The sequence below is a fragment of the Cellulosimicrobium sp. JZ28 genome (assembly GCF_015327065.1).
Lineage (GTDB): Bacteria > Actinomycetota > Actinomycetes > Actinomycetales > Cellulomonadaceae > Cellulosimicrobium > Cellulosimicrobium funkei.
In genome coordinates this window covers 306,903-332,975 of sequence record NZ_CP017660.1, presented here as the reverse complement: position 1 = coordinate 332,975, position 26,073 = coordinate 306,903, and the positions used below count along the sequence as shown (strand labels likewise).

Here is a 26,073-nt window from a genome sequence, read left to right as displayed (position 1 = left end):
GCTACGTCGCCACGCTCTCCGGCACGGGATCGGGCACCGGCTCGACCGCGGGCTCGGCACCGCCGTCCGACGGCGCGGCCTCGCCCTCCGACGTCGCGGCGTCGCCCTCCCGACGGCCCTCGCGGTACGCGGCGATGGACAGCGTCCGCAGGCGCGACGACCGGCCGGTGGGGTTGTCGACGAACCCGACGGCCGAGATGTAGGGCTCGATGACGTGGATCTTCTGCAGCGGCGTGACGATGAGCAGCTGCAGCCCGAGGCGGCGGAACAGCTCGAGCGCGAAGCGCGTCGACTCGTCCGACCCCCGCCCGAACGCCTCGTCGATGACGACGAACCGGAACGCCGTCGACCGCACCGCGCCCCAGTCGAGCTTGAACTGGTAGGCGAGCGACGCCGCGAGCACGGTGTACGCGAGCTTCTCCTTCTGGCCGCCGGACTTGCCGCCGGAGTCGGAGTAGTGCTCGTGCTCGGAGTCGTCGGCGCGGGACCGCTCGGACGCGGAGAGCACGAACCAGTTGCGCACGTCGGTCACGCGGCGGCGCCACGCCTCGTCCAGGTCCGTCATGCCCTCGCGTCCGCGGAACCGCTCGACGAGCGCCTTGACCCGCAGGAACCGGTCCTCCGAGTACGACAGCGCGCCGTCGGCGAGCGACCCGTCGCCCTCGGCGAGCGCGCGGTCGTCCTCGGCGAGGATCCCGTCGCCGTCGGTGCACGCGCGCAGGTCCTGCTGGAACTCGCGCACCTCGAGGTTGGGCGTGCGCGACATCTCCAGACGGATGTACCGGCCCGGGTTGTAGTCGATCGCGCGGAGCGAGTCGTTGATCGTGTCGATCCGGTCGCGGATGACGTCGGCCTGCTTGGCGAGCTCGGCCGCGAAGCCCGCGATGTCGCGGATCGCGTTCGTGTTGAGGTACGCCTTGAAGTCGGCCTCGAACCGCGGGAGGTCGTCGCGCACGAGCCGGTCGTGGATCTCGCGGTAGCCGTCGGCCGACCGCACGTCCGCGTCGAGCTCCGCCGTCTCGACCGGGTACGCCGACCGGAACGAGGCCATCTGCCCCGCGATCCGCGTCCCGAGGTCCGCGCGCTCGCGCTGCGCCTGCTCGGCCTCGGCCGTGAGCCGCGAGCGCACCGCGTTCTCGACCGCGTCGAGGTCGGCCGCGCGCGTCGGGCCGTCAGCGGCGCCGCCCGGGCCCGCCGCGCCGAACCCCGCGAGCTCCCGGTCGAACTCCGCGGCGAGGGCCGCCGTCGTCTCCTCGTCGAGCGTCTCGCCCGCGCCGTCGAGCACCGCGCGCGCCCGCTCCCGCGCCGTCCGCGCCTCGTCGAGCGCGTGCCGGTCGGCGCCGAGCGTCGCGACGACGCGGTCGCGCTCCGCCTCGAGCTCCGCCTGGCGGCGCGCGTTGTCGTCGAGGAGCGCCGCGAGGCGGCCGAGCTCGTCGCTCGCCTGCTCGAGCCGCCGCTTCTCCTCGGCGAGCTCGGCGATGCGCGCCGTCTCGGCCCCGCGGTCGAGCTCGTCCCAGTCGCGGTAGACGTCGAGCCGCCCGAGCGCGGCGGAACGGGCCTGGAGGGCCTCGCGTGCGGCGGCCGCCTCGTCCCGACGCCGTGCAAGCTCGTCGCGACGCGCCGTGACCTCGGCCGCCTGCTCGAGCAGCGCGTCGATCTTCGCCTGCGTCGACCAGCCCAGCACGTAGCCCCGGCGGTCGTCGACCGCGCGCGTGTCGTTCTTCTCGTGGTGGTCCGGCGAGTGCTTGACCTGGCCGGCCCGCGTGATCGCGCGCGGGAGCCGGCGGAACGCGTCGAGGTCCGGCGCGCACGCGTGGTCGGCGCGGCGCTCGAGCTCGGCCTCGACCCACGCCGTGAGGGTCGGCGCGTCGTCGAGACGGCGCACGTCGAGCAGGTCGGCGAGGAGCGGGACGCCGTCCTCGCGCGGCGCCGGCCGGGCGGCGGGGACGCGCTCGGGCACCCGGTGGTAGACGAGCCGCAGCCCGAGGTGCTCGCGGTCGACCCACGCGGACACCGCGTCGTAGTGCGCCGCCGGCACGAGGAGCGAGAGCGCGAAGCCGCGCAGCACGCGCTCGGCCGCACCCTCCCAGTCGGCGTGCTCGGGGCGGACGGCGAGCAGCTCGCCCACGAAGGGGACGTCGCCCGGCGCGAGCCCGACGCCGTCGCACAGCCGGTCCCGGACCTCCAGGTGGGTGCGCGGCAGGTTGGACCGGCGGTCGGCGAGGCTCGCGAGCTCGGCCTTGACGTCGGCAGTCTCCTGCTCGACGGCGCGCACCTGCGCCGCGACCTCGCTCGCCTGCTCCTCCGCCCGGGCGAGGTCGTCGCGCACGCGCACGGCGGCGTCGTCGGCCGCGCGCCGGAGTGCCGCGAACGCCTCGGCGTCGACGAGCGCGGCGGCCACCGCGCCCGCCGTGGCGCCCTCCCCCGGCCCCGCCGGGACGGAGTCCCCCGCCGCGGCGTCGGCGCCGTCCGGGGCGCCGAGCGTCAGGCCGGCCGCCGCCGCGTACCCGGCGAGCTGGGCGACGCGGCGCTCGCGCGCGGCGCGCTCGACCTCGCGGCGCGCGACCTCGCCCTCGATCGCGGCGAGCCGGTCGCCGCCGTGGCCCGCGCGCTCGAGCTCGAGCCGCTGCCGCTCGGCGCCGAGCAGCCCCAGCTCGTCGACGACGCGGCGGCGGCGGGCCTCGCCGTCGGCCACGCGCTCGTCGAGGGCGGCGGTGAGACCGTCGAGGTCCGCCACGCGGCGCGACGCGGTGAACGCGCGCAGGGCGTCGCGGCGCGCGACGAGCGCCTCGGCCCGCTCCCCGAGCGCGTCGTGCGCGTCGCAGTCCGCGAGCAGGGGCGCGAGCCGCTCGATCTGCGCGGTGGCCCGCACGACGGCGTCGTGGGCGCTCGTCAGGTCGTCGAAGTGCGCGACGAGCCGGTCCGTCCAGCGGTCGGCGTCGAACGGCTCGAGCATGTGCTCGCGCACGAACTCGCCGAGGTCGCCGACCGACTTCATCGACACCGTCTGGTGGAACAGGTCCATCGCCTGCTCCGACGGGATGCCGAGCAGGCGGCGGAAGTCGCGCCCGTAGTCGGGGAAGTGGTCGCGCACCTGCGCGCCGGACTCGCGCAGGCGGCGGCGCAGCGCCGTGACGTCGCCGCCGAATCCCGCGAAGTCCTCGGTGATCGTCAGCGGGCGGTCCGCCGTGACGAAGAAGCGGTCCGGCTGGCCCGCCTGGCCCGGGGCGAGCCAGAACACCTGCGCGAGCGTGACCTCCTGGTCGAACCCGCGGTTCGAGAACCGCCCCAGCACGACCGAGTACGTGCCGCGCTCGCGCAGGCCCACGTGACGCGTCGTGCCCGTCGCCTCGTCGCGCTCGGACTTGTAGTGCCCCGCGACGTACGACCGCAGCGACCGCTCGCGCGCCCCCGCCCCGGCGGCCTTGTTGTACGAGATCCGGTGCGACGGCACGAGCAGCGTCGTCACCGCGTCGACGATGGTCGACTTGCCCGAGCCGATGTCGCCGGTCAGCAGGGCGTTACGACCGTCGAGGTCGAACGCCCACACGCGCTGGTCGAACGTGCCCCAGTTGAGCACCTCGAGCCGTTCGAGCCGGAACCCGGCGCGCGCGTCGAGGTCGGCCGCCGGGTCGTGCAGCTCGACCGCGCTGAACAGGCCCTCCATCACGCCACCGTCCTCGTCGTCGTGCCCGCCGTGCCCGTCGCCAGGCCTGTCCCCGCGCCCGTCCCGGCGCGCGCCCCCGCCCCCCGGCCGCCGCCCTCGGCGGCGAGCTCCAGGTACTGCGCGAGGCGCGCGTCGAAGTCCGCGAGCCACTGCGCGTCGACGAACGCCTTGAGGATGCGGCGCACCTCGTACCGCCGGGCCTCCGCGTCGGCCGGGTCGCCGGGGTCCCCCGGCGCGCCGGCGTCGGGCCCGTCCGGGTCCGGGCGCCCTGCCGGGCGCAGGAAGCCGAGCTCCACGACGCGCCGCACGAGCGCGTCCACCCGGTCCACGAGCCGTGCTTCGTTCGCCGCGGCGCCCGCGTCCTGGGTGAGGAAGACCCGCAGCAGGTCGACGATCTCCGAGCGCGTGAGCACGAGGCGCGTCTCGCCGCCCTCCGAGTCCGCCTGGGCGAGCCGCTTGCGGAGCAGGGCGAGCAGCAGGCTGACGTCGAACGGCAGCTCGCGGCGCGGGATCAACCGCGGCACGCGCTCGTCGCGCTCGTGCTCGGGCTGCGAGCGCAGGTAGGCGTAGCCGTCGCCCTCGTCGACGACGACCTGCAGCCCGAGCATCGCGACGGCGTCGCGCACCTGCGCCTCGCGGGCGAGCAGGTCGCGCCACAGCGCCTCGCCGGACTCGCGGTAGACGACGCCCTTGAGCAGCGACGTCACGACGACGGACAGCTCCGGGTCGCGCGCGGTGCGGGTCGTGCTCACGGGGTCTCCTCCGGGCTCGGGTCGGGGGCGGCGTCGGGTCGTGCATCGGGTCGTGCGGCAGGGGGCCCGCCGGGCGGGGAGCCGCTCGTCCGCCGCGCGTACGTGACGCGGGGCAGGCGCGCGACGCGCACCACCGGCTCGGGTGCGCCGTCCTCGGCGACGGGCCCCGCCGGGGCCTCGCCCTCCCAGCGCACCTCGTCGGTGCGCTCGTCGTCGTGCACGACGACGAACCGCGGGTCCTCGAGCGACAGGTACGTCACGAGCTCGGCCAGCCCGTGCTCGAGCGGGGCCTCGGCGAGCAGGTCCGCGAGCGCGACCTCCCCCGGGCCGCCGGGCCGCGAGAGCGTCGCGCGGACCGTGCGCGCGAGGCGCTCCGGGTCGACGTGCACCTGGTCGTACAGCGCGTCGACCTCGAAGTCGTCGTCGCCGACCTCGACGTGGTCGGAGTCGAGGCGGGCCGTGGGCCGCGGCGTGAAGAGCGGCCGCTCCGTCGGCAGCACGACCTCGGGCGCGACGGCGTCCACCGGCATCCCCGGCGGCGCACCGGCGCGGCCTGCCGCGCGGGCGACGTCGCGCGCGGCGAGCGCCTTCGCCTCGACGCCGCGCAGGATGTCCATGACCCGTCGGTTCTCGAGCCACACCTGGTCGTCGAGGAAGCGGCGGAGCTGCTCGGAGAGGGTCCGCACGGTCGCCTGGGTCCGCTCGCCGGCGTCGAGCCAGTCGTAGTGGACGCGGCGCAGGCGGCGGTGCTCCTGCTCCCGGGCCGCGGCCTGCGCGGCGGCGTCCACGGCCGGGCCGGGCGTCCCGGGGGCCGGCCGGACGACGTCGGGCGCGATCGCGTCGAGGGACTGCACGCGCTCGACGAGCGCGGCGAACTCCTCCTGGCGGCGCCGGTCGAGGAGGAAGTCGTAGAACGCGTGGAACGACCGCCCCTGGTCCGACTCCGCGATGGCCGTGCGCGACCGCACGACCTCCTCGAGCAGCTCGCCCTTCGCGCCGTCCCACCCCGTGATGCGCTCGCGCAGCTCCCGGTCGAGGGAGCGGAAGTTCGCCTCGACCTCGCGGAAGTCCGAGAGCAGGTCGGCCGCCGTCTGGGTGAGCTGCTGGTAGCGGTCGCGCTGCGCCGCCGCGTCGAGGACGGCGACGCGCCCCGCGCGGACCTGGGCGATCTCGTCGTCGATCGCGGCGCGGCGCTCCTCGAGCTCGCGCAGACGCTCCGCCGGGTCGGTCTGCGTGCCGACGGCGAGCTGGCGCAGCAGCTCGAAGACGGTGTTGAGCCGCGACTCGGTGCCGACGAACCCGCGCCCGCGCAGCGACGCGACCCAGCGCACGGCCTGCTCGACGGCGGGCGTCGCGTCGTAGTGCGGCTCCGCCGAGCCGGGCGGGTACCAGGCGCGCAGCCAGCCCTGGTCCGGGTGCGTCCAGTGGTCCACGTACGCCTGCGGGGCGCGCGGGTACCGCGGCTCCGTGCCGGAGGCGCGCGCGGCCCGGCCGTCGACCGCCCACAGGTGGTCGTCGAGGCGCGCGACGAGCTCGCTCTCCGGGATGGCGCGCACGTTGTCCTCGACGAACAGCGTGCCGAGGAACGAGAGCACGAGCGGCGCCGTGTCCGCGCGCAGGAGCCGCCACGCCGCGCTCGACCGTCGCAGGGAGTCGACGTCGTCGTGCTGCACGCAGGTCCTCTCGGGCGGGGCGGGTCGGTGCCCGGCGCGGCGGCCAGGGCGCGCCACGCGAGGGGGCGCCCCCAGATCTTAGGGCGGACCGCCCGCACCGCCCCCACGACCCACCGCGAGGCTGCCCTCCCGACGGGCTCGGCGGGCGTCCGACCGGTCGCCCGGGACCGCCCGAGAAGCGCCCCGGATCCGGGACCATGGTCCCTGTCGGCCCCGCGGCGCACGTTCGTACGCTGGGTGCGGCGCCGGGCCGGCAGCGCGCCCACCCTGCCGGCCGGCGCCACCTTCTGCCCCGCCCGCCGGATCTCTCCGGCGGGGCCCCGCGGACCCGAGGACCGCCCGTGACCGGAACGACCACCGCGCTCGCGGACGACGCCCGCTCGCCCGGCACGACGGCGTCGGGCCCGACGCCGGACGCGGGCTTCGACCCCTTCGCCCGGCCCACGGGCTGGACCCACTCCCGCGGCGTGCTGTTCGGCGAGATGCTGCTGTTCGGGCTGCTGAGCCTCACGGCGGCGTTCGTGCTGTCGTACGACGCCGTCCTCCTCGCCGGGGACCCTGGCGCCGTGCTGTCGTGCGACGTCAACACCGTGCTGTCGTGCGGGACGGTCGCGCAGTCGTGGCAGGCGCAGGTGTTCGGCTTCCCCAACGCGTTCCTCGGGCTCGTCGCGGAGCCGATCGTCATCACGACGGCGGTCGCGGCGCTCGGCGGGACCCGCTTCCCCCGGTGGTTCCTCTTCGCCGCGCAGTGCGTGTACCTGCTCGGGGTCGTGTTCGCGTACTGGCTCTTCTACCAGTCGATGTTCGTCATCGGGGCGCTGTGCCCGTGGTGCCTGCTGATCACGGTCTCCACGACGCTCGTGTTCGCGTCGCTCCTGCACTGGAACGTCCTGGAGGACAACCTCTACCTGCCGCGCGGCGCCCAGGCGCGCCTGCTCGGGTTCGTGCGGTCGGGCGCGTACGGCTACCTCGTCGCGGCGTGGCTCGTGGGCCTCGCCTCGCTCGTGCTGCTCAAGTACGGCCCGGCGCTGCTGGCCTGACCGCCCACGCGGCCGAGCACGAGGCTGCTCCCGGGAAGCGGACGGGAACGACGGCGACCTCGTGCTCGGCGCGCGGCGGGCGGGTCAGGGCGTCGTCGCCCCCAGCGTGTAGGCGCCCGAGCCGGAGTACGCCTGGACGACGAACCGGTAGTAGCCCGCGGCCCCCGAGTAGGAGAGGGACTCGTTCGCGCCCGGGGAGGTCGACTGCGCGACCGTCGCCCACGTCGACCCGTTCCAGCGCTGGAGGTAGAGGTCGAAGTCGGCACCGCTCGGACCGCTCACGCACGCGCGGTGCGTCCCGGCGGCCCCGGCCGTGTAGTACGACCCGTTGGGCTGGACCGCCGTCGTGCCCGCGGCGAGCGACCCGGTGTACGTGCGGGCGTAGCCGCTGCAGCCCGTCGGCGGCTGCGGCGTGCCGCCCCCGCCGTCGCTCGTGACGAGGGTCAGGCCGTACGCCGAGAGGATCTCGCCCACCGGCTGGAAGTACGTCGTCCCGCCGGAGCTGCAGTTCCCGGACCCGCCGGACGTGACGCCCTGCGCCTGGTTGCCCGCGAGGAGCGAGCCGCCCGAGTCGCCGGGCTCGGCGCACACCGTCGTGCGGATGAGGCCCGTGACGGTCCCCTGCGGGTAGGTGACGGACGCGTTGTAAGCCTGGACGGTGCCGCAGTGCCAGCCGGTGGTCGAGCCCGAGCGGCAGACGGAGGCCCCGACCGGCGCCTGCGTCGCGCCCGCGACCGCGACGCGGCCCCCGGCGTAGTTGTTCACCGCGCCGACGGGCGTGTTGCCCGCGTCGACCTGGACCCACGCGTAGTCGTTGCCCGGGAAGCTCGACCCGCGGAACGTGCCCGCCGGCCCGGACGTGCGCGCGCCGGTCGAGCCGCAGTGCCCGGCGGTGACGAACCCGCCCTGGACGGCGAACCCGACGGAGCACCGGCTGCCGCCGCCGATCGTGTAGGCGTTCCCGCCCACGACGTCGATCAGCGGCTGCGGGGACTCCGTCGTCTCCTCGTACGCGACCGCGTCGGCGGGCACGCCCGCGGCGGCGACCTGGGCGGCGACGTCGGCCTGGCCGCCCTCGCGCACCGCGACGACGACGCGGTTGCGCGTCACGTCGACGTACCAGCCCGGCAGCGCCGCCGGGTCGTCGGCGAGCGCGCCGTCGAGCGTCGCGCGCCAGGTCTCGAGGTCGGCGAGCGTGTGGTCGACGTCGACCGCTGTGGCGCCCTCGGCGCGCACCGTGCGCGCGTCGGCGGCGTCGGTGACGCCGACGTAGAGGACGTTCGCGGCGTCGTCGACCCACGCGCCCGCGTAGTCGGCGCCGAGGCGCCGCTCGAGCGCGGCCTCGGTGCCCGCCGCGTCGGACTGGAAGGCGAGGCGCGTCCGTGCGTCCCGCGCGCTGAGGCCCAGGTCGCGCTCCAGCGCGCGCTCCAGGCCGGGGGCCGTCTTGGGGACCGCGCGCACCGTCGCGCGCTGGTCGTCGGGTGCGGGCGTGGCGGCGACGGCGTGCGTCGCGGCCCCGCCCGCCAGGAGCGTCGCCGCGGCGGTGACCGCGGCGAGCCTCCTGCGGAGTGGTCGTGTCATGTCGTCCATTCCCTTCGCCGGGCCCGGGTGGCCCGGTCGAGGGCCACGCTAGGGACGCGTCCAGGGCGCGCCCAGATCACGATCAGGTCATACGCGGGCGCTATGTGCGGGCTCGCCCCTACGCGGTCTCCACCGGGTGCTCGGCGCGCCACCGCCGGTAGCGGGGCGAGCGCTGCACGGCGTCGCGGTGCGCACCCGTCGCGGCCCGCAGGACCGCGTCGACCGGGAGGCGGTCGACGGCGTCGCGCCGCCACCCCACGTGGTGCGTCCAGCGCAGCGGGGCGCCCTCGAGCGCGACGGTCCGCACGCCGGGGGCGTCGAGGAGCACGGGCTGGACGAGCGCGACCGCGTGCCCGCCGCGCACCTGGTCGATGCACGACGTGCGGTCCGACTCCCCCATCGCGCGCGGCGTGAAGCCCGCCCGCGCGCACGCACCGACGAAGCAGCGCTCGAAGCACCCGCTCCCGGGTGCCGTGAGCCACAGCGCGTCGGCGAGCTCGTCCAGCCCGACGGCGTCGCGCCCGGCGACGGGGTGGTACTCGTCGACGAGCACGAACACCGGGTCGGTGGACACCGCCGTCCACACCAGGCCCCCGGCCGCGGGCGGGGTCGCGTCGCCGCACATCCCGACGAGCGCGACGTCGAGGGTCCCGCTCGCGAGGCGGTCCGCGGTCTCCTCGACGGACCACGACGTCGCCGTCGTGACGAGCAGGTCGTCGACCCCCAGCGCGCCGGGCAGCGCGGTGTGCAGCCGGCTCGCGAACAGGCCGCCGATCGCGGAGCTCACCGTCCCCACGTGCACGCGGCCGACCGTGCCGTGCTCGCTGGTGAGCCGCCGGGCGTCGTCGACCAGCGCGGACATGGCGGGCAGCACGACGCGCGCGTGCCGCAGCACGAGCTCGCCGAGCTCCGTGGGGCGCGCGCCCTGCCGGTCGCGCGTGAAGACGCACCCGCCGAGCGTGCGGTCGATCCGGTTGAGCTGGGCGGTGAGGGCTGGCTGCGCGAGGCCCAGCGACGCCGCCGCCTTGGTCACGCTGCCCGTCTCGGCCACCGTCACGATCATGCGCAGGTGCCGCACCTCGAGGTCCATGCCGCCCCAACGTATCGGTGCGGCCGGGGCGTGTCGCGCGCGTCAGCCCACGGGTGCGAGGAAGCCGTCGCGCACGAGCCCGCGCACGTCGGGCAGGAGGTCGCCCGCGAGGTCCTCGGCACCGACCTCGAACAGCGCGGCGATCGCTCCCACGAGCTGCCCGACCGTCAGCTCGCCGTCGCTCGCGCCGACGAGCGCGGCGAGCCCCGTCGTCGCCCGCACGGCGCGGCCCAGACCGTCGCCCTGGCGCAGCAGGACGACCGTGGGGTCCGGGGCGCCGGGCGTGTGGAACCGCTCCTCCGTGACGTCGGGCGCGACGGCGAGCCGCTCGCCCGCGAGGGCCGCGTCGTCGCGCGCCGCGAGCCAGTCGTGCGCCGCGAGCGACGCCGCGAGGTGCGCGCCGAGCGGCTGGCGCACCGACCCGGTGTGCTCCTCGAGCCGCCGCAGCGTCGGGCGGGCGCCCGCGAGCGGACGGCGCAGCGTGACGATGCCGAAGCCGACGGCCTCCACGTCGCGCGCGGCGAAGTCGTCGAGCCACGCGCCGTACGCCGCCGCCCACGCCGCGGGCTCGCGCTCGGGGGTCGTGCCGCCGTCGCGGATCCAGGTCTCCGCGTACTCCGCGGGGTCGAGCACCTCGCGCTGGACCACCCAGCCGTCGAGGCCGGCCTCGTCGAGCCACGCGCCGACGCGCTCGTCCCACGGGACGCCGCGGCGGTGCTCCCAGTTGCCGAGGAGCTGCGCCACGCCGCCGGGCTCGAGCACGGCGCCGACCCCGGTCACGAGGTCGCGCACGAGGTCGTCGCCCGACCGGCCGCCGTCGCGGTACTCGTAGTCCGGGAGCGCGCCCCCGGCGGCGCGCGGGGTGATGACGAACGGCGGGTTCGACACGACGAGGTCGAACCGCTCGCCCGCGACCGGCTCCAGCATCGAGCCCTCGCGCAGCTCGACGCGCCCGGCCGGTGCGGCGCCTCCGGGCCTGGCCGACGGGGAGTCGCCGGAGTCCTCGTCGAACGCGGCGTTGAACGCAGCGTTGAACGCGGCGAAGCCGAGTGCCCGGCGCGAGATGTCCGTGCCGACGACCGCGCGCGCGTGCCGCGCGGCGTGCAGGGCCTGGATGCCGCAGCCCGTCCCGAGGTCGAGCACGCGCCCGACCGGCGTCCGGACCGTCACCTGGGCGAGGGTCAGGGACGCGCCGCCCGCACCGAGCACGTGGTCCGGGGCGAGCCGGCGACCCGTCGCGAGCTCGCCCAGGTCCGACGACAACCACCACGTGACGGGGCCCGCGGCGTCGGTCGCCGCGTACGGCCGCAGGTCGACGAGCGCGCGCACCGCGTCGTCCTCGCCCGCGCCCGCCGCCTCGACGAGGCCCAGCCGCCGTGCGCCGTCGACCCCCGTGCGCCCGAGCGCCGCGTCGAGGGCGCGCCGGGGCACGTCGTCGCCGAGGAGGAAGAGGGCGGCGAGAGCGGCCGTGGGGTCGGCCTCCTCCCGACCGCGGTCGCGCAGCGCGCGCCGCGCCGGGACGGCCTGCTCGCGGTGCAGCGCGGCGGACGCGACGGGACCGAGCACGCGCTCGACGCCGTCGACCGTGAAGTCCGCCGCCGCGAGGTCCTCACGCAGCGTCGCCGCGGCGGCCGCGAGGTCGGCGGGGGCGAGGCCGGCGCCGGGCGGGACGGGGCCGGGCCCGTCCGCGACGGTGCGCGACGACGGGCTCGGGGTGCTGGAGGCGGGAGGCATGGCTCCATCCTCACCGATCCGCGCGCGGCGGCCGAGGGCCCGCGCCGCCCCGGACGCGACGGGCCCCCGGCTCGCCGAGGCGTGCCGAGGGTCCGTGGGGGACGACGTCGTCAGCAGTTCTGCGTGCCGTAGACCGCGACGTTCTGCGCCGAGGTCTGGAAGGTCTCGTCCGTCATGAGCGACGTGATCGAGGAGATGTCGGCGTTCGCCGGGTCGTCGACCGCGGTCTCGAGCGTGTCGGTGAGCTGGCGGAAGACGCCCGTGACGTTGTCCCAGTCGGTGCTGATCTCGGCCGGGGCCTCGGCGGCCTCGAGCGACGCCGTGAACGTCTCGAACTGCGTCACGGCGGCGGCCGGGTCGCTCGTGTCGATCGAGCTCAGGGTCGTCTGGGCGTCGAGCAGGGCGTCGTAGGCGGTGCAGAAGTCGCCCGACGCCTCGGTGTCGCCGGACTCCTCCTCGGCGGGCTCCTCCGACGGGGTGGTCTCCTCCTCGGCCGACGTGCTGGTCTCCTCCGCCGGCGTGGTCTCGGAGTCGGTGCTCGCGTCGTCGCCGGAGCCACCGCAGGCGGCCAGGCCGAGCACGAGGAGGGCGCTCGTCGCGAGGGCGGTCGTGGTCTTGGTGATCGTCAGTCGGGTGCGCATGACGACCATGGTTTCCCACGGACGCGCGTCGCGCGCCCTCAAATCCTCGAAGTGGGGACCGCTCCCCATGTGGCCATCGCCACGGGGTGAAGTTCCGGCGGGTGCCGGTCAGCGCGCGCAGCCGGCCCGGAAGTACTCGGTGACGGCCCGGGACGACGACGTGAGCGCCGCCGTGTCGATCCGGCGCCCCACGCGGTCGATCGCCCGCGACAGCTCGCCCGTGTCCCGCGTGCCGGTGGCCTCGACCTCGTCCGCGATCATCGTGAGGTAGGTCGTGACGACGGCCCAGTCGCGCGCGACCGCCGCGGGCGGGGTGGCCCCGGCGAGCGTGTCGCGGGCGGTGGTGAACCCCTCGACGAGGGCCTCGGGGTGGTCGACCGTGAGGTTGACCTGCGCCTTGGCCGCCGCGCCCCACGCGACCTCCGCCTCCCGGCACGCCGGGTCGACGGCGCCCGCAGCCGGGTCCGTGCCGTCGTCGGGCGCGGTGGTCGCGGCGAGGTCCGTCTCGGCAGGGTCCGTGCCGTCGGCGGGTGCCGCGCCGTCGTCCGCGCCGTCCCCGGCACCCGGGGACGACGCCGCGGGTGCGGCGGGCGGGGGCGGTGCGGCGGCGGGTGCTGCGCCCGGGAGGGACACGACGTCGAACGCCCCGCTCGCGACGACGGCGAGGCACAGCCCGGCGACGACGGCGAGGACCGCGGCGTGGGCCACGGCGCGCACCGGTGATTGCATGGCCCCTATGATGACGCCTCCCGCGGGCGCGAAGAACCCCGCGGGCCTGGTCGGCCGGCGGGGTCCTCGGGGTCGCCGCGGCGTCAGCCCATCGTGTTGACGATGAGGCCGATGTGGGTGAAGAAGTTCATCGCGCCGAACAGCAGGAACGCGACGCCGGACAGGCCCCAGGCCCACCCGATGACGACCCGCACGACGCGGCGCCCGGAGCGGACCGCGAACGGGAAGAGGATCGCGCCGACGCCCACGAGCGCGATGAGCCCGGACATGAAGATCGCCTCGACGAGCGGGTAGGCGGCGAACGCGCCGGAGATCGGCTCCTCCGGCGGCGCGGCGAAGAGCTGGTACGTCACGCCGGCGATCGCGATGGCGACGAGGCCGAGGCCCATCCCGAGCACGAACACCGACACGGGGCGCGCGACGGCCTGCAGGTGCTCGGTGGCGTCGGCCCGCTCGAGCGCGGCGCGGCCGCGGGTCCAGAGGTAGAACGCGGCGGCGAGGAGCAGCACGCCGAACGCGAGGCTCGTCTCGCCGAAGATGATGTTGTCGAACGGGAAGCCGCCCGCGGCGAGCGGCCACGTGAGCGTCATGTGCAGCCCGGTCGCCGTGAGGATCGTGCCCAGCACGCCGAACGCGAGCGACCAGCCCTCCACGACGATCTTCCCGGGCGCCCGCAGCAGCTCGCGGCCGAGCATGACCAGCAGGATCAGCCCGGCGCCGACGGCGACGGACATCACGGTGTTGTAGGTGGGCATCTGCGCCCAGTCGATGACGAGCCCCTCGGCGGCGACCATCCTTCTCCACTCCTCGTTCGTTCCACGGGCCGCGCTCGCGGTCCGAGGGCGATAACCATACGCGCGTATAGGTTATTCCTCACTACGATGGCCGCGTGGACGACGCTGCGGGTGCCCGGGACCGGTCGGCGACGAGCGGCGCGCGGGGCGCACGCACCACGGTGCAGGGGCGCAGCGCGGAGCGGCAGCGCGCGATGGTCGACGCCGCCGCGCACCTGCTCATCGACCAGGGCTTCGCCGCCGTGACCCACCGGCAGGTCGCCCGCGCCGCGGGCGTGCCGCAGGGGTCGGCGTCGTACTACTTCCCGACGAGCGCCTCGCTCGTCGCCGCCGCCGTCCAGGCCGCGGAGGACGTGCGCGCGACGGCCGCGCAGGCGCACGCCGACACCCTCGCCCGCCGGCGTCGCTCGAGCACCGCGACGGCGCGCGAGCTCATCGAGACGCTCTACGCCCCGCACGTGGACGACTCGGTGGTCGACGTGCGCCTCGACCCGATGCTCACGGCCATGCGGGACCCGGCGCTGCGACCGATCATGCGGGCCTCGCGCCCGCGCCTGCTGGCGGCGGCGCGGACCGTGCTCGACGCGTCGGGCCACGGGCACGTGACGGACACCGACCTCGTCGCGCACGTCGTGGACGCGGCGCTGCTCTCGGGGGCCGCCGCGGAGGACGGTCACGTGCTCGACCACGCGACGCGGACCGTCGCCCGCTTCCTCGACCACTGGCGCTGAGGCCAAACTTACTGACCAGTTACTTGGTTTCCGGTAGAGTGACGGCGCCCGGTCCGCCGACGCCGTGCCCGCACCCGCGGCGCCGCCGGGTGCCGTCGCCGCCGCCGTGGAAGGACCGTCCGTGAGCACCCTGCCCTACCTCGACCCCGCCGTGCCCGTGGCCGACCGCGTCGAGGACCTCCTCGCCCGCATGACGCTGCCCGAGAAGGTCGGCCAGATGCTCCAGCTCGACGCGCGCGACGGCGTCGGCCCCGCGGTGCTCGAGAAGCACGCGGGCTCGCTGCTGCACACCTCGCCGGAGAACGTCCTCGCCGCGCACGAGCTCACCGGGCGGACACGGCTGCGCATCCCCCTGCTGCTCGCCGAGGACTGCATCCACGGCCACTCGTTCTGGGTCGGCGCGACGATCTTCCCCACGCAGCTCGGCATGGCCGCGACGTGGGACCCCGCGCTCGTGGAGCAGGTCGCGCGCGCGACCGCGGTCGAGGTCGCCGCGACCGGCGTCCACTGGACCTTCTCCCCCGTGCTCTGCATCGCGCGCGACCTGCGCTGGGGCCGCGTCGACGAGACGTTCGGCGAGGACCCGTTCCTCATCGGCGAGCTCGCGTCCGCGATGGTCCGCGGCTACCAGGGCGACGGCCTGTCCGACCCGACGGGCATCCTTGCCACGGCGAAGCACTTCGCGGGCTACTCCGAGACGCAGGGCGGGCGCGACGCGAGCGAGGCCGACATCTCGCAGCGCAAGCTCCGGTCCTGGTTCCTGCCCCCGTTCGAGCGGGTCGCGCGCGAGGGCTGCGCCACGTTCATGCTCGGCTACCAGTCCATGGACGGCGTGCCCGTCACCGTGAACGGCTGGCTGCTCGACGACGTCCTGCGCGGCGAGTGGGGGTACACCGGCACGCTCGTCACGGACTGGGACAACGTGGGCCGCATGGTCTGGGAGCAGCACATCCAGCCCGACTACGTGCACGCGTCCGCCGCGGCCGTGCGCGCCGGCAACGACATGGTCATGACGACGCCGCGCTTCTTCGAGGGCGCGCTCGAGGCGGTGGACCGCGGCCTCGTCGAGGAGGCGGCGATCGACGGCGCCGTCCGCCGCATCCTCACCCTCAAGTTCCGCCTCGGCCTGTTCGAGGACCCGCGGCGGCCGGACGTCGCGCGCCAGCGGGCGGTCATCGCGTCGGCCGAGCACGCCGCGGTGAACCTCGAGGTCGCGCGCCGCTCCCTCGTGCTCCTCACCAACGACGGCACCCTCCCGTTCGCGGGCGGGCTCGACCGCGACGCCGGCACGCCCGACGGCCGGGCCCTCGCCCCGGCCGGGGCGCCCGCCCGGACGATCGCCGTCGTCGGTCCGAACGCGGACGACGACCACACGCAGCTCGGCGACTGGGCGGGCGCGTCGGGGCAGGCCGACTGGCTGCCCGACGGCCACCCGCGCGAGATGACGACGACCGTGCTCGACGGCTTCCGCGCGCTGGCCCCGGAGGGCTGGGCCGTGACCCACGCACGCGGCGCCGACATCCTCACGCTCGCGCCCGACCCGGAGGGCGAGCTGTTCCCCGACGGGCAGCCGCGGCCCCAGGTCGTCGTCCCGGCCGCGCCCGACGACGCGCTGATCGCCGAGGCCGTCGCCGCCGCGCGCGACGCCGACCTCGCCGTCGCCGTGGTGGGCGACCGCATCGAGCTCGTGGGCGAGGGCCGCTCGACCGCGACGCTCGAGCTCGTCGGCGGCCAGGTCGCGCTGCTCGACGCCCTCGTCGCCACGGGCACCCCCGTGGTCGTGGTCGTCGTCGCGTCGAAGCCGCTCGTCCTGCCGCCGTCGGCGCACGCGGCGGCGGCGGTCGTCTGGGCGGCCAACCCCGGGATGCGCGGCGGCCAGGCCGTCGCCGAGCTCGTGCTCGGGCTGATCGAGCCCGAGGGCCGGCTCCCGATCTCCTTCGCGCGCCACGCCGGCCAGCAGCCCACCTACTACAACGTGGTGCGCGGACAGCACGGCGTCCGCTACGCCGACCTCACCCAGAGCCCCGCGTTCGCGTTCGGCGAGGGCCTGAGCTACACGACCGTCGAGTACGCCGACCTGCGGGTGCTCGGCACGGAGCACGGGCCCGACGACGTCGTGCGCGCCGAGGTCACGCTGACGAACACCGGGTCGCGCCCGGTGCGCGAGACCGTCCAGGTCTACGTGAGCGACACCGTCACGTCGGTGACGTGGGCCGAGAAGGAGCTCAAGGCCTACCGCAAGGTGGACCTCGCGCCGCGCGAGTCGGCGACCGTCGGCCTCGAGGTGCCCGTGGCGGACTGCACGCTCGTCGACGCCCGCGGGCGCCGCGTCGTCGAGCCGGGCGAGTTCGAGCTGCGGGTCGGGCCGTCGTCGCGCGAGGACGCGCTCCTGCGCGCGTCGTTCACCGTCGCGGGCTAGTCCCGCGCACGACGGAGGGCGCCCGGGTCGACCCGGGCGCCCTCCGTCGTCTGCGGTGGCCGGGCGTCAGGCGCCCGTCGCGACGCGCTCCCGCTCGACGGCGGACTCCTCGCGGTCGACGCGCGCCGCACGCAGCCGCGACATGATCACCGCGCCGAACGCGATGGCCGCCGCGACGACCGCGATCGCGATGCGCAGGACGTGGTTCGCGTCCTCGGGCACGCTCATGAGCACGACCGCAGGAGCGATGAGCACCGACACGAGGTTCATCACCTTGATGAGCGGGTTGATCGCCGGGCCGGCGGTGTCCTTGAACGGGTCGCCGACCGTGTCGCCGATGACGGTCGCGGCGTGCGCCTCCGAGCCCTTGCCCCCGTACGCGCCGTCCTCGACGATCTTCTTCGCGTTGTCCCACGCGCCGCCCGAGTTGGCGAGGAACACGGCCATGAGCACGCCCGCGCCGATCGCGCCGGCGAGGAAGCCGGCCAGCGGCCCGACGCCCAGGCCGAAGCCGACGGCGATGGGCGCGAACGCGGCGAGCAGGCCGGGGGTCGCGAGCTCGCGCAGCGAGTCGCGCGTGCAGATGTCGACGACCCGGCCGTACTCGGGGCGCTCCTGGAACGTCATGATCCCGGGGTGCTCGCGGAACTGGCGGCGCACCTCGAACACGATCGCGCCCGCGGCCCGGGTCACCGCGTCGATCGCGAGACCCGAGAAGAGGAACACGGTCGCGGCACCGAGGATCACGCCCACGAGCGTGATCGGCGAGACGATCTGGTAGTCGAGCATCGCCGTGACGAGACCGCTCCCGACGCCCTGCACGTCCGCGAGCGCGTGGCTCACGGCGTCGGCGTACGACCCGAACAGGGCGGTCGCCGCGAGGACGGCCGTCGTGATCGCGATGCCCTTGGTGATCGCCTTCGTCGTGTTGCCCACCGCGTCGAGGTCCGTGAGGATCTGCGCGGCTTCTGCGTCGCCGTCGCCCGACTCGCCGACCGACATCTCGTAGATGCCCTGGGCGTTGTCGGAGACGGGACCGAACGTGTCCATCGCGACGATGACGCCGACCGTCGTCAGCAGGCCGCACCCGGCGAGGGCGACGAGGAACAGCGCGAGCCACACCGACCCGCCCGCGAGGAGGAACAGCCCGCAGATCGCCGCGGCGATCACGCCCGCCGTGTACACGGCCGACTCGAACCCGACCCCGATGCCCGACAGCACGACCGTCGCCGCGCCCGTGCGCGAGGTGGCCGCCACGTGCAGGGTGGGCTTCGACGTCGTGCCGGTGAAGTAGCCCGTGATCCACAGGATGATGCCCGCGAGGACGATCCCGATGACGACGGCGAGGCTCGCGACGACGCGCGGGTCGGCCGCGATCCCGGACAGGTCGCCGAGGTCGGCCGTACCGTCGAGCGCGGCGAACGACGACGGCAGGTAGACGAACGCGGCGACGGCGGCGAGCACCGCGCCGATGAGCGCCGAGAGGTAGAACCCGCGATAGATGGCCTTGAGGCCGTTCTCCTGACCGCGCACGCGCGTGATGAAGACGCCGAGCACCGCGACGAGCGCGCCCAGGGCGGTCACGACGAGCGGGAACACGAGGCCCTCCTCGCCCATCGCCGCCTTGCCGAGGATGAGCGCCGCGACGAGCGTCACCGCGTACGACTCGAACAGGTCGGCCGCCATGCCCGCGCAGTCGCCGACGTTGTCGCCCACGTTGTCCGCGATGGTCGCGGCGTTGCGCGGGTCGTCCTCGGGGATGCCCTGCTCAACCTTGCCGACGAGGTCCGCGCCGACGTCCGCCGCCTTGGTGAAGATGCCGCCGCCGACGCGCATGAACATCGCGAGCAGCGCCGCGCCGAACCCGAAGCCCTCGAGCACCGCCGGGGCGTCGCCCTTGTAGACGAGCACGACGCCCGCGGCGCCGAGCAGGCCGAGGCCGACGACCGACATGCCGACGACGCCGCCCGTCCGGAACGCGATGCGCGCGCCCTCCGAGCGTCCGCCCGGCCGGGTCGCGGCCGACGCGACGCGCACGTTCGCGCGCACCGCGAGCCACATCCCGAGGTAGCCGATCGCGGCCGAGAACCCGGCGCCCACGAGGAACGCGACCGAGCGCCCCACGCGGATGCCGCCGTCGCCCGGCAGCAGGAACAGGAGGCCGAAGACGATCGCCGCGAACAGCGCGAGGGTGCGGAACTGGCGGCTCAGGTACGCGCCAGCGCCCTCCTGCACGGCCTGGGCGATGTCCTGCATCTTCGCCGTGCCCTCGTCCGCGGCGAGGACCTGTCTGCGCAGCACGACCGCGAAGGCGAGGGCCACGAGGGCGATCGCCGCGATGACCGCGACGATGGTGAGACTTTCCGTACCGAGCGTGAGCATCCGTCCTCCTTGACGAACCGCGCGACCGTCGCGCCGGTCCCCTGCCGGAGCGATGGGGGTGAGTCTACGCACGTGTGTCGTACGTCACGACCACTCGTGCACGACGTCACGAGCGCGCCCGGTGACGGCGCCCCGGGGCCCGTCAGCCCGGCGGTCGCGCGGCCCCTCCGCCGGCGTCCGGGGCGAGGCCCGTGGCGAGGCGCGCGACGGCGTCGGGCCGGGTGAGCGGGTAGAGGTGGCCCTCCCCCGCGAGCCCGACGCGCGGGACCCCGAGCCGGTCCGACAGCTCGCGCTGCGCGCGCAGGAACCGCGCGCTCGCCCGCAGGCCGGTGACGAGCAGCGGCTCGGCGCCCGCGGGCAGACGGCGGCCGTCGTCGAGCAGGTCGCGCACCCGCGGCGCCTGCTCCCAGCTCGCGAACCACTGGTGGGCGAGCAGCGTCCACGCCTCCCGCGAGCCGTAGCGGGCGCGCGCGACGTCGTGCGGGAGGCGGTCCGGGGCGCGCGTGACCACCCGGACGCCCACGCGGCGCAGGGTCGCGCCCGTCACGGCCAGCCCGGTCGCGAGCACGCCCGCCGCCGCGGTGCCCGCCCGGGCCGTGACCCGCCCCGTGTGCAGGGCCGGGAGATGGGCCTCCCACGGGCTCGTCGGGTCGAGGAGCACGAGCCGACGGACCTCGTCCGGGTGCCGCAGCGCCCACTCGATCGCGGTGAGCCCGCCGACGGAGTGCCCCACGAGGTCCACGGGCCGCGACCCGTCGACGCCGAGGCCCTCCCGCACCACGTCGACCGGTCCCGTCGCGGGCACGCGCCACGCGTCGAGGACGCGGACGTCGTCGGTGCCGGACGCGGTGCCGAGGGCGTGTGCGAGCGGGGCGAAGTCCTCGGGCGTGAGCGCCAGGCCCGGCAGGACGACCCAGGTCATGCGGACTCCCTCTCTCGCGGTGCGCGACCACCCTACGGAGCGCTCCTGGGCGTGCGTAGGGTGGAGCCTGTGTCGACGCCCAGCACCCCCGTGACCGACCCGACCCCCCACGACCCCGCCCTCGCCCACGCGCACGACCTCGCGACGTTCGTCGAGGCGTCCCCGTCGTCGTACCACGCGGCGCACGAGGTCGCGCGCCGGCTCGAGGCCGTCGGCTTCGAGCGCCTGGACGAGACCGCGGCGTGGCCGTCGGTGACCGGCGGCGAGGGCGACGGGCCCGCGGGCGGGCGGTACGTCGTCGTGCGCGACGGCGCGGTGATCGCCTGGGCCGTGCCCGCGGGCGCGACGGCGACCACGCCGTTCGCGATCCTCGGCGCCCACACCGACTCGCCCGGCTTCAAGCTCAAGCCGCGCCCGAGCGTCGGCCGCGAGGGCTGGTGGCAGGCGGGCGTGGAGATCTACGGCGGCCCGCTGCTCAACTCGTGGCTCGACCGCGAGCTCGAGCTCGCCGGTCGCCTCGTCACGGCCGACGGCGAGGAGCACCTCGTGCGCACGGGCCCCCTGCTGCGCATCCCGCAGCTCGCGATCCACCTCGACCGCGCCGCGAACGACGGGCTCACGCTCGACAAGCAGCAGCACACGCAGCCCGTGTGGGGGCTCGCGTCGGCGTCCGGTCCGGCCGGGTCCGACGTCGCGGGCGCGCCGCACGGGACGAGCGGCGGGGACGTGCTCGCCGAGCTCGCGCACCACGCGGGCGTGCGGGCGAGCGAGATCGCCGGGTACGACGTCGTGGTCGCCGACACCCAGTCGCCCCGCGTGTTCGGTGCGCACGGCGCGTTCCTCGCGTCCGGGCGCCTCGACAACCTGCTGTCGGTGCACGCCGGTCTCGTCGCGCTGCTCGAGGTCGCGGGCACGCCCGACCGGCCCGTCGAGGGCGCCGCGATCCCCGTGCTCGCCGCGTTCGACCACGAGGAGATCGGGTCCGAGTCGCGCTCCGGCGCGTCCGGCCCGTTCCTCGCGGACGTGCTCGCCCGGGTCGCGGCCGGCCTCGGCGCTACGGAGGAGGAGCGGCATCGCCAGCTCGCGGGGTCGCTGTGCGTGTCGAGCGACGTCGGCCACTCCGTCCACCCGAACTATCCGGAGCGGCACGACCCCGCGAACCGGCCGCTCGCCGGCGGCGGGCCGATCCTCAAGATCAACGCGAACCAGCGCTACACGACCGACGCGCACGGCGCCGCGGCGTGGGCGCGCGCCTGCGCCCGGGCCGGGGTGCCGAGCCAGGAGTTCGTCTCGAAGAACACCGTGCCGTGCGGCTCGACCATCGGGCCGCTCACCGCGACCCGCCTCGGCATCCGCACGGTCGACGTCGGGGTCCCCATCCTCTCGATGCACTCCGCGCGCGAGCTCACCGCCGTCGTGGACCCGTGGTACCTCTCGCGCGCCACGGTCGAGATCTTCCGCGGCTGAGTCTCCCCCTCTCCCCCGCGGCCGAGCATGTGGTTGCGGACCGTGCCGAGCGCCGGACGGGCGACGACCGCATGTTCGGGACCTGTCAGTGGCGCTCGGCGCGGGCGCGGACGCCCCGCAGCATCTTCTGCGTCATGAGGAAGCTCACCGGCTGCACCGCCTCGACGACCGCGCGGCCCGCGGCGCCCAGCGGCACGTACCGCTCGCGGACGAGCAGGCGCGACCGCGGGGTGCCGTCCGCCCCCGGCGGGAGCGATCGCACGACGAACGCCCACGAGAACCGGAACGGCATCGTGTCCGGCTGCCCGGGCCCGGGCGCGCCGAGCAGCACGAGGTGCGAGCCCGGCTCGAGCGCAGCCACCCGCAGGACGGCCTCGTCGGCCAGGTGGACGTCGTCGCCCACAGCGAGGCCCTGCCAGCGCTCCTCGATCGCGTCCGCGCTGCGGATGCCCAGGCCGACGAGGTTCTCGAGCGCGTCGTAGGAGTAGAAGCCACCGCGGCCCTGGCCGAGCTGGACGAGCCACGGCCAGACGTCGGCCGGCGGCGCGTCGACCGTCACGGCCCGCGTCGCGACGACGGCGCGCGCGTCGGGGACGAGGTCGTCGCCGGGGAGCACGCACTCGTGCTCGCCCTCCCAGGTGCCCCACGTCTGGGTCATGCGCCGGGTGAGCAGGAGCGCCCCGGCGGCGAGCGCCGTCGTCGTCAGGACCCGGACCCCACGCCACGCTGCCATGCGTCGATCGTCGGCCGTGCGCCCCTCCCCGCGCGAGGGCCGGAGGTCCCGAGCACGGCCCTCGGCCGAACCGTGGGCCCGAGGTGGGACACTCGGAGACGTGCTGCACGCCCCCACCACCTCCCCGCGACCGACGAGCGCGACGCTGCTCGACGTGCTGCGCGCCGGCGGGCGGCGGGACGAACGGCTGCGGCACGTGCGCGAGCTGCCCGCGCGCCCCGGCACCCAGGGCGAGTGGCCCGCGTGGGCCGACGCGTCGCTCGTCGCCGGGTACCGCGCGCTCGGGGTGGAGCGCCCCTGGGAGCACCAGGTCGAGGCGGCCGACGCCGCGTGGTCGGGCCGGCACGTCGCGCTCGCGACCTCCACCGGCTCCGGTAAGTCGCTCGCGTTCTGGCTCCCGGCGCTCACGGCCGTGCGCGCCGACGCCGCGGCGCGCGTGCTCGACCCCGGCCGCATCGAGTCGGTCGCACGGCGCGGCGCCGTGCTCTACCTCTCGCCCACGAAGGCGCTCGCAGCCGACCAGCTCTCCGGGCTCCAGCGCCTCCTCGACGCCGCCGGGACGCGCGACGTCCGGGTCGCGACGTGCGACGGCGACACCGGGCAGGACGAGCGCCGGTGGGTGCGCGAGCACGCCGACGTCGTGCTCACCAACCCGGACTTCCTGCACTTCGCGCTCCTGCCGCACCACCGCGGCTGGACGCGGCTGCTGCGGGACCTGCGGTACGTCGTCGTGGACGAGGGGCACGCCTACCGCGGGGTGTTCGGCGCGCACGTCTCCCTCGTCCTGCGGCGCCTGCGCCGGCTCGCGGCGCACTACGCGCGCGAGGGCGACCCGCCTCCGACGTTCGTCGTCGCGTCGGCGACGACCGCCGACCCGGCCACGAGCGCGGCGCGGCTCGTCGGGGTCGAGCCCGACGACGTCGTGACCGTCGCGCGCGACACCTCCCCCGCGGGGCGCAAGACGTTCGCCCTGTGGGAGCCGCCCGTCGTGGTGGGCTTCGAGGCGTCCACGGACGACGGCCCCGCCGAGGGTCACGACGACGACCCGGCGGTCGCGACGCCCGCCGAGGGGCCGGAGCACCCGCGCCGCAGCGCCACCGCCGAGACGGCCGACCTGCTCGCCGACCTCGTCATCGCGGGCGCCCGCACGCTCGCGTTCACGCGCTCGCGCCGCGGCGCGGAGTCCGTCGCGGTCCAGACGCAGGACAGCGTGCGCGTCGTCGACCCCCGGCTCGTGCGCCGCGTCGCCGCGTACCGCGGCGGCTACCTGCCCGAGGAGAGGCGTGAGCTCGAGGACGCGGTGCGCACCGGCGACGTGCTCGGCCTCGCGACGACCAACGCGCTCGAGCTGGGCGTCGACATCTCGGGGCTCGACGCCGTCCTCATCGCCGGCTGGCCCGGCACCCGCATGTCGGTCTGGCAGCAGGCGGGCCGCGCCGGGAGGGCGGGCGCCGACGGCCTCGTCGCGTTCGTGGCACGCGAGGACCCGCTCGACACGTTCCTCGTGCACCACCCCGAGGCGGTGTTCGACGCACCGCTCGAGGCGACCGTGTTCGACCCCGCGAACCCCTACGTCCTCGCGCCGCACCTGTGCGCGGCGGCGGCGGAGGTGCCGCTGCGGTCCGAGGACCTCGCCGCGTTCGGCACGCCCGACGTCGTGCGCGGTCTCCTCGACGTGCTCGTCGCGCGCGGCGCCCTGCGGCGCCGGGCCTCGGGCTGGTACTGGACGCACGCGCAGCCCGCGTCGGGCATGACCGACCTGCGCGGCTCCGGCGGCGCGCCCGTCCGGGTCGCCGAGGCGCGCACCGGCCGGCTGCTCGGGACCGTCGACGCCGCCTCCGCGGACGGCTCCGTGCACGACGGCGCGGTGTACGTCCACCAGGGCCGCACCTACGTCGTCGAGCACCTCGACCTCGCGGACCACGTCGCGCTCGTGCGTCGGCAGGACGTCGACCACGGCACGTGGTCCCGGTCGACCACGTCCATCACGATCGTCGACGAGCCCACGGACGGGGACGTCGCGACGGGCCGCGAGGTCGTCGAGCGCAGCTGGGGTCCGGTCGGCTGGGGCTACGGCCCGGTCGACGTGTGCTCCCAGGTGGTGAGCTTCCAGCGCCGCCGTCTCCTCGACATGCAGGTCCTCGGCACGGAGACCCTCGACCTTCCCGAGCGCACGCTGCCGACGATGGCGGTCTGGTGGACCGTCCCCGCCTCCGTGATCGAGGAGGCGGCCGTCGACGCCGACGAGCTGCCCGGCGCGCTGCACGCCGCCGAGCACGCGTCGATCGGTCTGCTCCCCCTCCTCGCGACGTGCGACCGCTGGGACCTCGGCGGGGTGTCCACCGCGCTGCACGCCGACACCGGCGAGGCCACCGTGTTCGTCCACGACGCCTACCCCGGCGGGGCCGGCTTCGCCGAGCGCGGTTTCGAGCTCGGCGCGACCTGGCTCCGCGCGACGCGCGACGCCATCGCCCGCTGCCCGTGCCACGACGGCTGCCCGGCGTGCGTGCAGTCGCCCAAGTGCGGGTCGTACAACGCCCCGCTCGAGAAGGCCGCCGCCGTCCGGCTGCTCGACGCCGTGCTGGCGCACGCCCCGGTCGCCGAGACCGGGACCGAGGCCGACGCCGACGCCGACGCCGACGCCGTGGGGCGGACCGCAGGTATCCCGCGATAGGGCACGGCACTTCCGCAGGGTCGAGGACGAGTACCGTCCGGTCGCTGACGGCACCCGTCCCACGAAGGATCGCGACCGCCGGTCACAACGCTCGCGCCGCCCGACGGACCGCTGCCCCTGCCGGTGGCGGCCGTTCATCGCGCGCTCGCGGGGCCGGCGCGGGCGGCGGCGGTCGCGCGGCCGAGCGTGGCGCCGAGGAACGTCACGCCGGCTCTCGACTCGACGTCCACCCGGACGACCCCGGCGCCCTGCTCCGTGCACGCGACGACCACGGCCCGGTTGCGCGCCGCGGCCTCGCGCGCCCGGCCGCAGGGTTCCCACCCGTCGCGGACCGCCGTCGCCGCCGCGAGCGCCGCGAGGTCGGCTCCGGTCTGCGCGGTGCCACGCGCCGCCTGCGCCTGCGCGAGCCCGGCGAGCGCGAGCGCCAGCACGAGGACCGCCGCGACGACCCCGAGCACCAGCACCGTGCCTGCTCCGTGCTCGACGTCGAGGTGCACGGCCACCCCCGGCCTCGCACCCGGCCGCCCGTCGGTCTCGGTCCCGATCGCGGTCTCGATCCCGCTTCCGGCGCGAGTCTCGGCGCCAGACCTGGTCCTGGTCCCGGTCTCGGTCTCGGTCTCGGTGCGCCGTCCCCGCGGAGGCCGCGCCGCGGTCACGGCTCGGCCCAGGCGACGGCCGCGCCGCTCGCTCGCAACGGCGACCCGGCGAGCCACCCGCCCACGACGGGCGTCGTGACGTGCACCTCGACCCACGGGTCGCCGCGCTGCACGCCGACCGTCGCGCCGGCTCCGGCGACCCGGAGCGCGGTCGCGCGCACGGTCGCGTCGTCCTCACCGATGGCCACCGCGCGGGCGGCGGCCCTCGCCGCGTCGGCGGAGCGCATCTGGGCGCCCGCCGCCGCGGCGAGGGTGAGGACCACGACGAGCACCAGGACGACCGCCGGGAGGGCGACCGCGAGCTCGGCCGTGACAGCACCGCGCTCGCCGCCCTCTCGGACCCGACCCCTCGACCGGGGGCACTCCGCCCCGGCGTCCCGTCGCACGG

Annotated in this window: 19 protein-coding genes; 5 read left to right on the top strand and 14 right to left on the bottom strand. The window is 76.2% G+C overall.

The window, feature by feature from the left end:
* Window position 1: 1 nt before the first annotated feature.
* Genes BJP59_RS01550 through BJP59_RS01540 form a run of 3 tightly spaced genes read right to left on the bottom strand, consistent with a single transcriptional unit; the run spans window position 2 to window position 6,092 of the window.
* Complete coding sequence (locus BJP59_RS01550) at window positions 2-3,667, bottom strand: ATP-binding protein (RefSeq protein ID WP_194522029.1); 3,666 nt, start codon at window positions 3,665-3,667, stop codon at window positions 2-4.
* Window positions 3,667-4,419: a DUF4194 domain-containing protein gene (locus BJP59_RS01545; protein ID WP_228485219.1), complete on the bottom strand. Its 753-nt coding sequence runs from the start codon at window positions 4,417-4,419 to the stop codon at window positions 3,667-3,669. The genes BJP59_RS01550 and BJP59_RS01545 overlap by 1 nt, the downstream gene beginning before the upstream one ends.
* Window positions 4,416-6,092, bottom strand: coding sequence for a DUF3375 domain-containing protein (locus BJP59_RS01540; protein ID WP_194522028.1), 1,677 nt, complete (start codon window positions 6,090-6,092; stop codon window positions 4,416-4,418). Before BJP59_RS01540 ends, BJP59_RS01545 begins: the two co-directional genes overlap by 4 nt.
* A 341-nt stretch (window positions 6,093-6,433) precedes the next feature.
* On the opposite strand from BJP59_RS01540, the gene BJP59_RS01535 reads away from it, so the two are divergent.
* Complete coding sequence (locus tag BJP59_RS01535) at window positions 6,434-7,132, top strand: vitamin K epoxide reductase family protein (protein WP_228485218.1); 699 nt, start codon at window positions 6,434-6,436, stop codon at window positions 7,130-7,132.
* An 84-nt stretch (window positions 7,133-7,216) separates the two neighbouring features.
* Here the strand turns inward: BJP59_RS01535 and BJP59_RS01530 are convergent, their stop codons facing one another.
* The 6 genes from BJP59_RS01530 to BJP59_RS01505 form a co-directional block, all read right to left on the bottom strand.
* Window positions 7,217-8,713: a S1 family peptidase gene (locus tag BJP59_RS01530; protein WP_194522027.1), complete on the bottom strand. Its 1,497-nt coding sequence runs from the start codon at window positions 8,711-8,713 to the stop codon at window positions 7,217-7,219.
* Between the two features lie 118 nt (window positions 8,714-8,831).
* The gene (locus BJP59_RS01525) at window positions 8,832-9,803 is read right to left on the bottom strand and encodes a LysR family transcriptional regulator (RefSeq protein ID WP_194522026.1); all 972 of its coding nucleotides are present in this window, start codon (window positions 9,801-9,803) and stop codon (window positions 8,832-8,834) included.
* A gap of 42 nt (window positions 9,804-9,845) precedes the next feature.
* Window positions 9,846-11,537, bottom strand: coding sequence for a DUF7059 domain-containing protein (locus BJP59_RS01520; RefSeq protein WP_194522025.1), 1,692 nt, complete (start codon window positions 11,535-11,537; stop codon window positions 9,846-9,848).
* Window positions 11,538-11,647: 110 nt separating this feature from the next.
* Window positions 11,648-12,178 carry a hypothetical protein gene (locus tag BJP59_RS01515; protein ID WP_137279693.1) on the bottom strand — a complete coding sequence of 177 codons (531 nt, stop codon included), beginning with the start codon at window positions 12,176-12,178 and terminating at the stop codon, window positions 11,648-11,650.
* 108 nt (window positions 12,179-12,286) lie between these two features.
* Complete coding sequence (locus BJP59_RS01510) at window positions 12,287-12,907, bottom strand: hypothetical protein (protein ID WP_194522024.1); 621 nt, start codon at window positions 12,905-12,907, stop codon at window positions 12,287-12,289.
* A gap of 83 nt (window positions 12,908-12,990) precedes the next feature.
* Complete coding sequence (locus BJP59_RS01505) at window positions 12,991-13,701, bottom strand: DUF981 family protein (RefSeq protein ID WP_021482095.1); 711 nt, start codon at window positions 13,699-13,701, stop codon at window positions 12,991-12,993.
* A gap of 95 nt (window positions 13,702-13,796) precedes the next feature.
* Here BJP59_RS01505 and BJP59_RS01500 point away from each other — a divergent pair, with 95 nt between their 5' ends.
* Together BJP59_RS01500 and BJP59_RS01495 are read left to right on the top strand one after the other, a co-directional pair.
* Window positions 13,797-14,432 carry a TetR/AcrR family transcriptional regulator gene (locus BJP59_RS01500; protein ID WP_194522023.1) on the top strand — a complete coding sequence of 212 codons (636 nt, stop codon included), beginning with the start codon at window positions 13,797-13,799 and terminating at the stop codon, window positions 14,430-14,432.
* A gap of 121 nt (window positions 14,433-14,553) precedes the next feature.
* Complete coding sequence (locus BJP59_RS01495; protein WP_228485217.1) at window positions 14,554-16,851, top strand: glycoside hydrolase family 3 N-terminal domain-containing protein; 2,298 nt, start codon at window positions 14,554-14,556, stop codon at window positions 16,849-16,851.
* A 66-nt stretch (window positions 16,852-16,917) separates the two neighbouring features.
* On the opposite strand, the gene BJP59_RS01490 is transcribed toward BJP59_RS01495, so the two are convergent.
* Window positions 16,918-19,233 (bottom strand): sodium-translocating pyrophosphatase, encoded by a 2,316-nt coding sequence (locus BJP59_RS01490; protein WP_194522022.1) that lies wholly within the window; start codon window positions 19,231-19,233, stop codon window positions 16,918-16,920.
* A 142-nt stretch (window positions 19,234-19,375) separates the two neighbouring features.
* On the bottom strand, window positions 19,376-20,155 hold the full coding sequence (locus BJP59_RS01485; RefSeq protein WP_194522021.1) for an alpha/beta fold hydrolase: 780 nt from the start codon (window positions 20,153-20,155) through the stop codon (window positions 19,376-19,378).
* 69 nt (window positions 20,156-20,224) lie between these two features.
* Between BJP59_RS01485 and BJP59_RS01480 the strand changes: the two genes are divergently transcribed.
* A complete protein-coding gene (locus tag BJP59_RS01480) occupies window positions 20,225-21,622 on the top strand; it encodes a M18 family aminopeptidase (RefSeq protein ID WP_442861525.1) in 1,398 nt (465 codons plus the stop codon).
* 85 nt (window positions 21,623-21,707) lie between these two features.
* Here BJP59_RS01480 and BJP59_RS01475 read toward each other — a convergent pair whose 3' ends face one another.
* Window positions 21,708-22,355: an SRPBCC family protein gene (locus BJP59_RS01475; RefSeq protein WP_194522020.1), complete on the bottom strand. Its 648-nt coding sequence runs from the start codon at window positions 22,353-22,355 to the stop codon at window positions 21,708-21,710.
* A gap of 100 nt (window positions 22,356-22,455) precedes the next feature.
* On the opposite strand from BJP59_RS01475, the gene BJP59_RS01470 reads away from it, so the two are divergent.
* On the top strand, window positions 22,456-25,029 hold the full coding sequence (locus BJP59_RS01470; RefSeq protein WP_228485216.1) for a DEAD/DEAH box helicase: 2,574 nt from the start codon (window positions 22,456-22,458) through the stop codon (window positions 25,027-25,029).
* A 134-nt stretch (window positions 25,030-25,163) separates the two neighbouring features.
* On the opposite strand, the gene BJP59_RS01465 is transcribed toward BJP59_RS01470, so the two are convergent.
* Window positions 25,164-25,526 (bottom strand): Rv3654c family TadE-like protein, encoded by a 363-nt coding sequence (locus BJP59_RS01465; protein ID WP_228485215.1) that lies wholly within the window; start codon window positions 25,524-25,526, stop codon window positions 25,164-25,166.
* A 155-nt stretch (window positions 25,527-25,681) separates the two neighbouring features.
* On the bottom strand, window positions 25,682-26,071 hold the full coding sequence (locus BJP59_RS01460; protein WP_194522018.1) for a TadE family type IV pilus minor pilin: 390 nt from the start codon (window positions 26,069-26,071) through the stop codon (window positions 25,682-25,684).
* Between the last annotated feature and the right edge of the window lie 2 nt (window positions 26,072-26,073).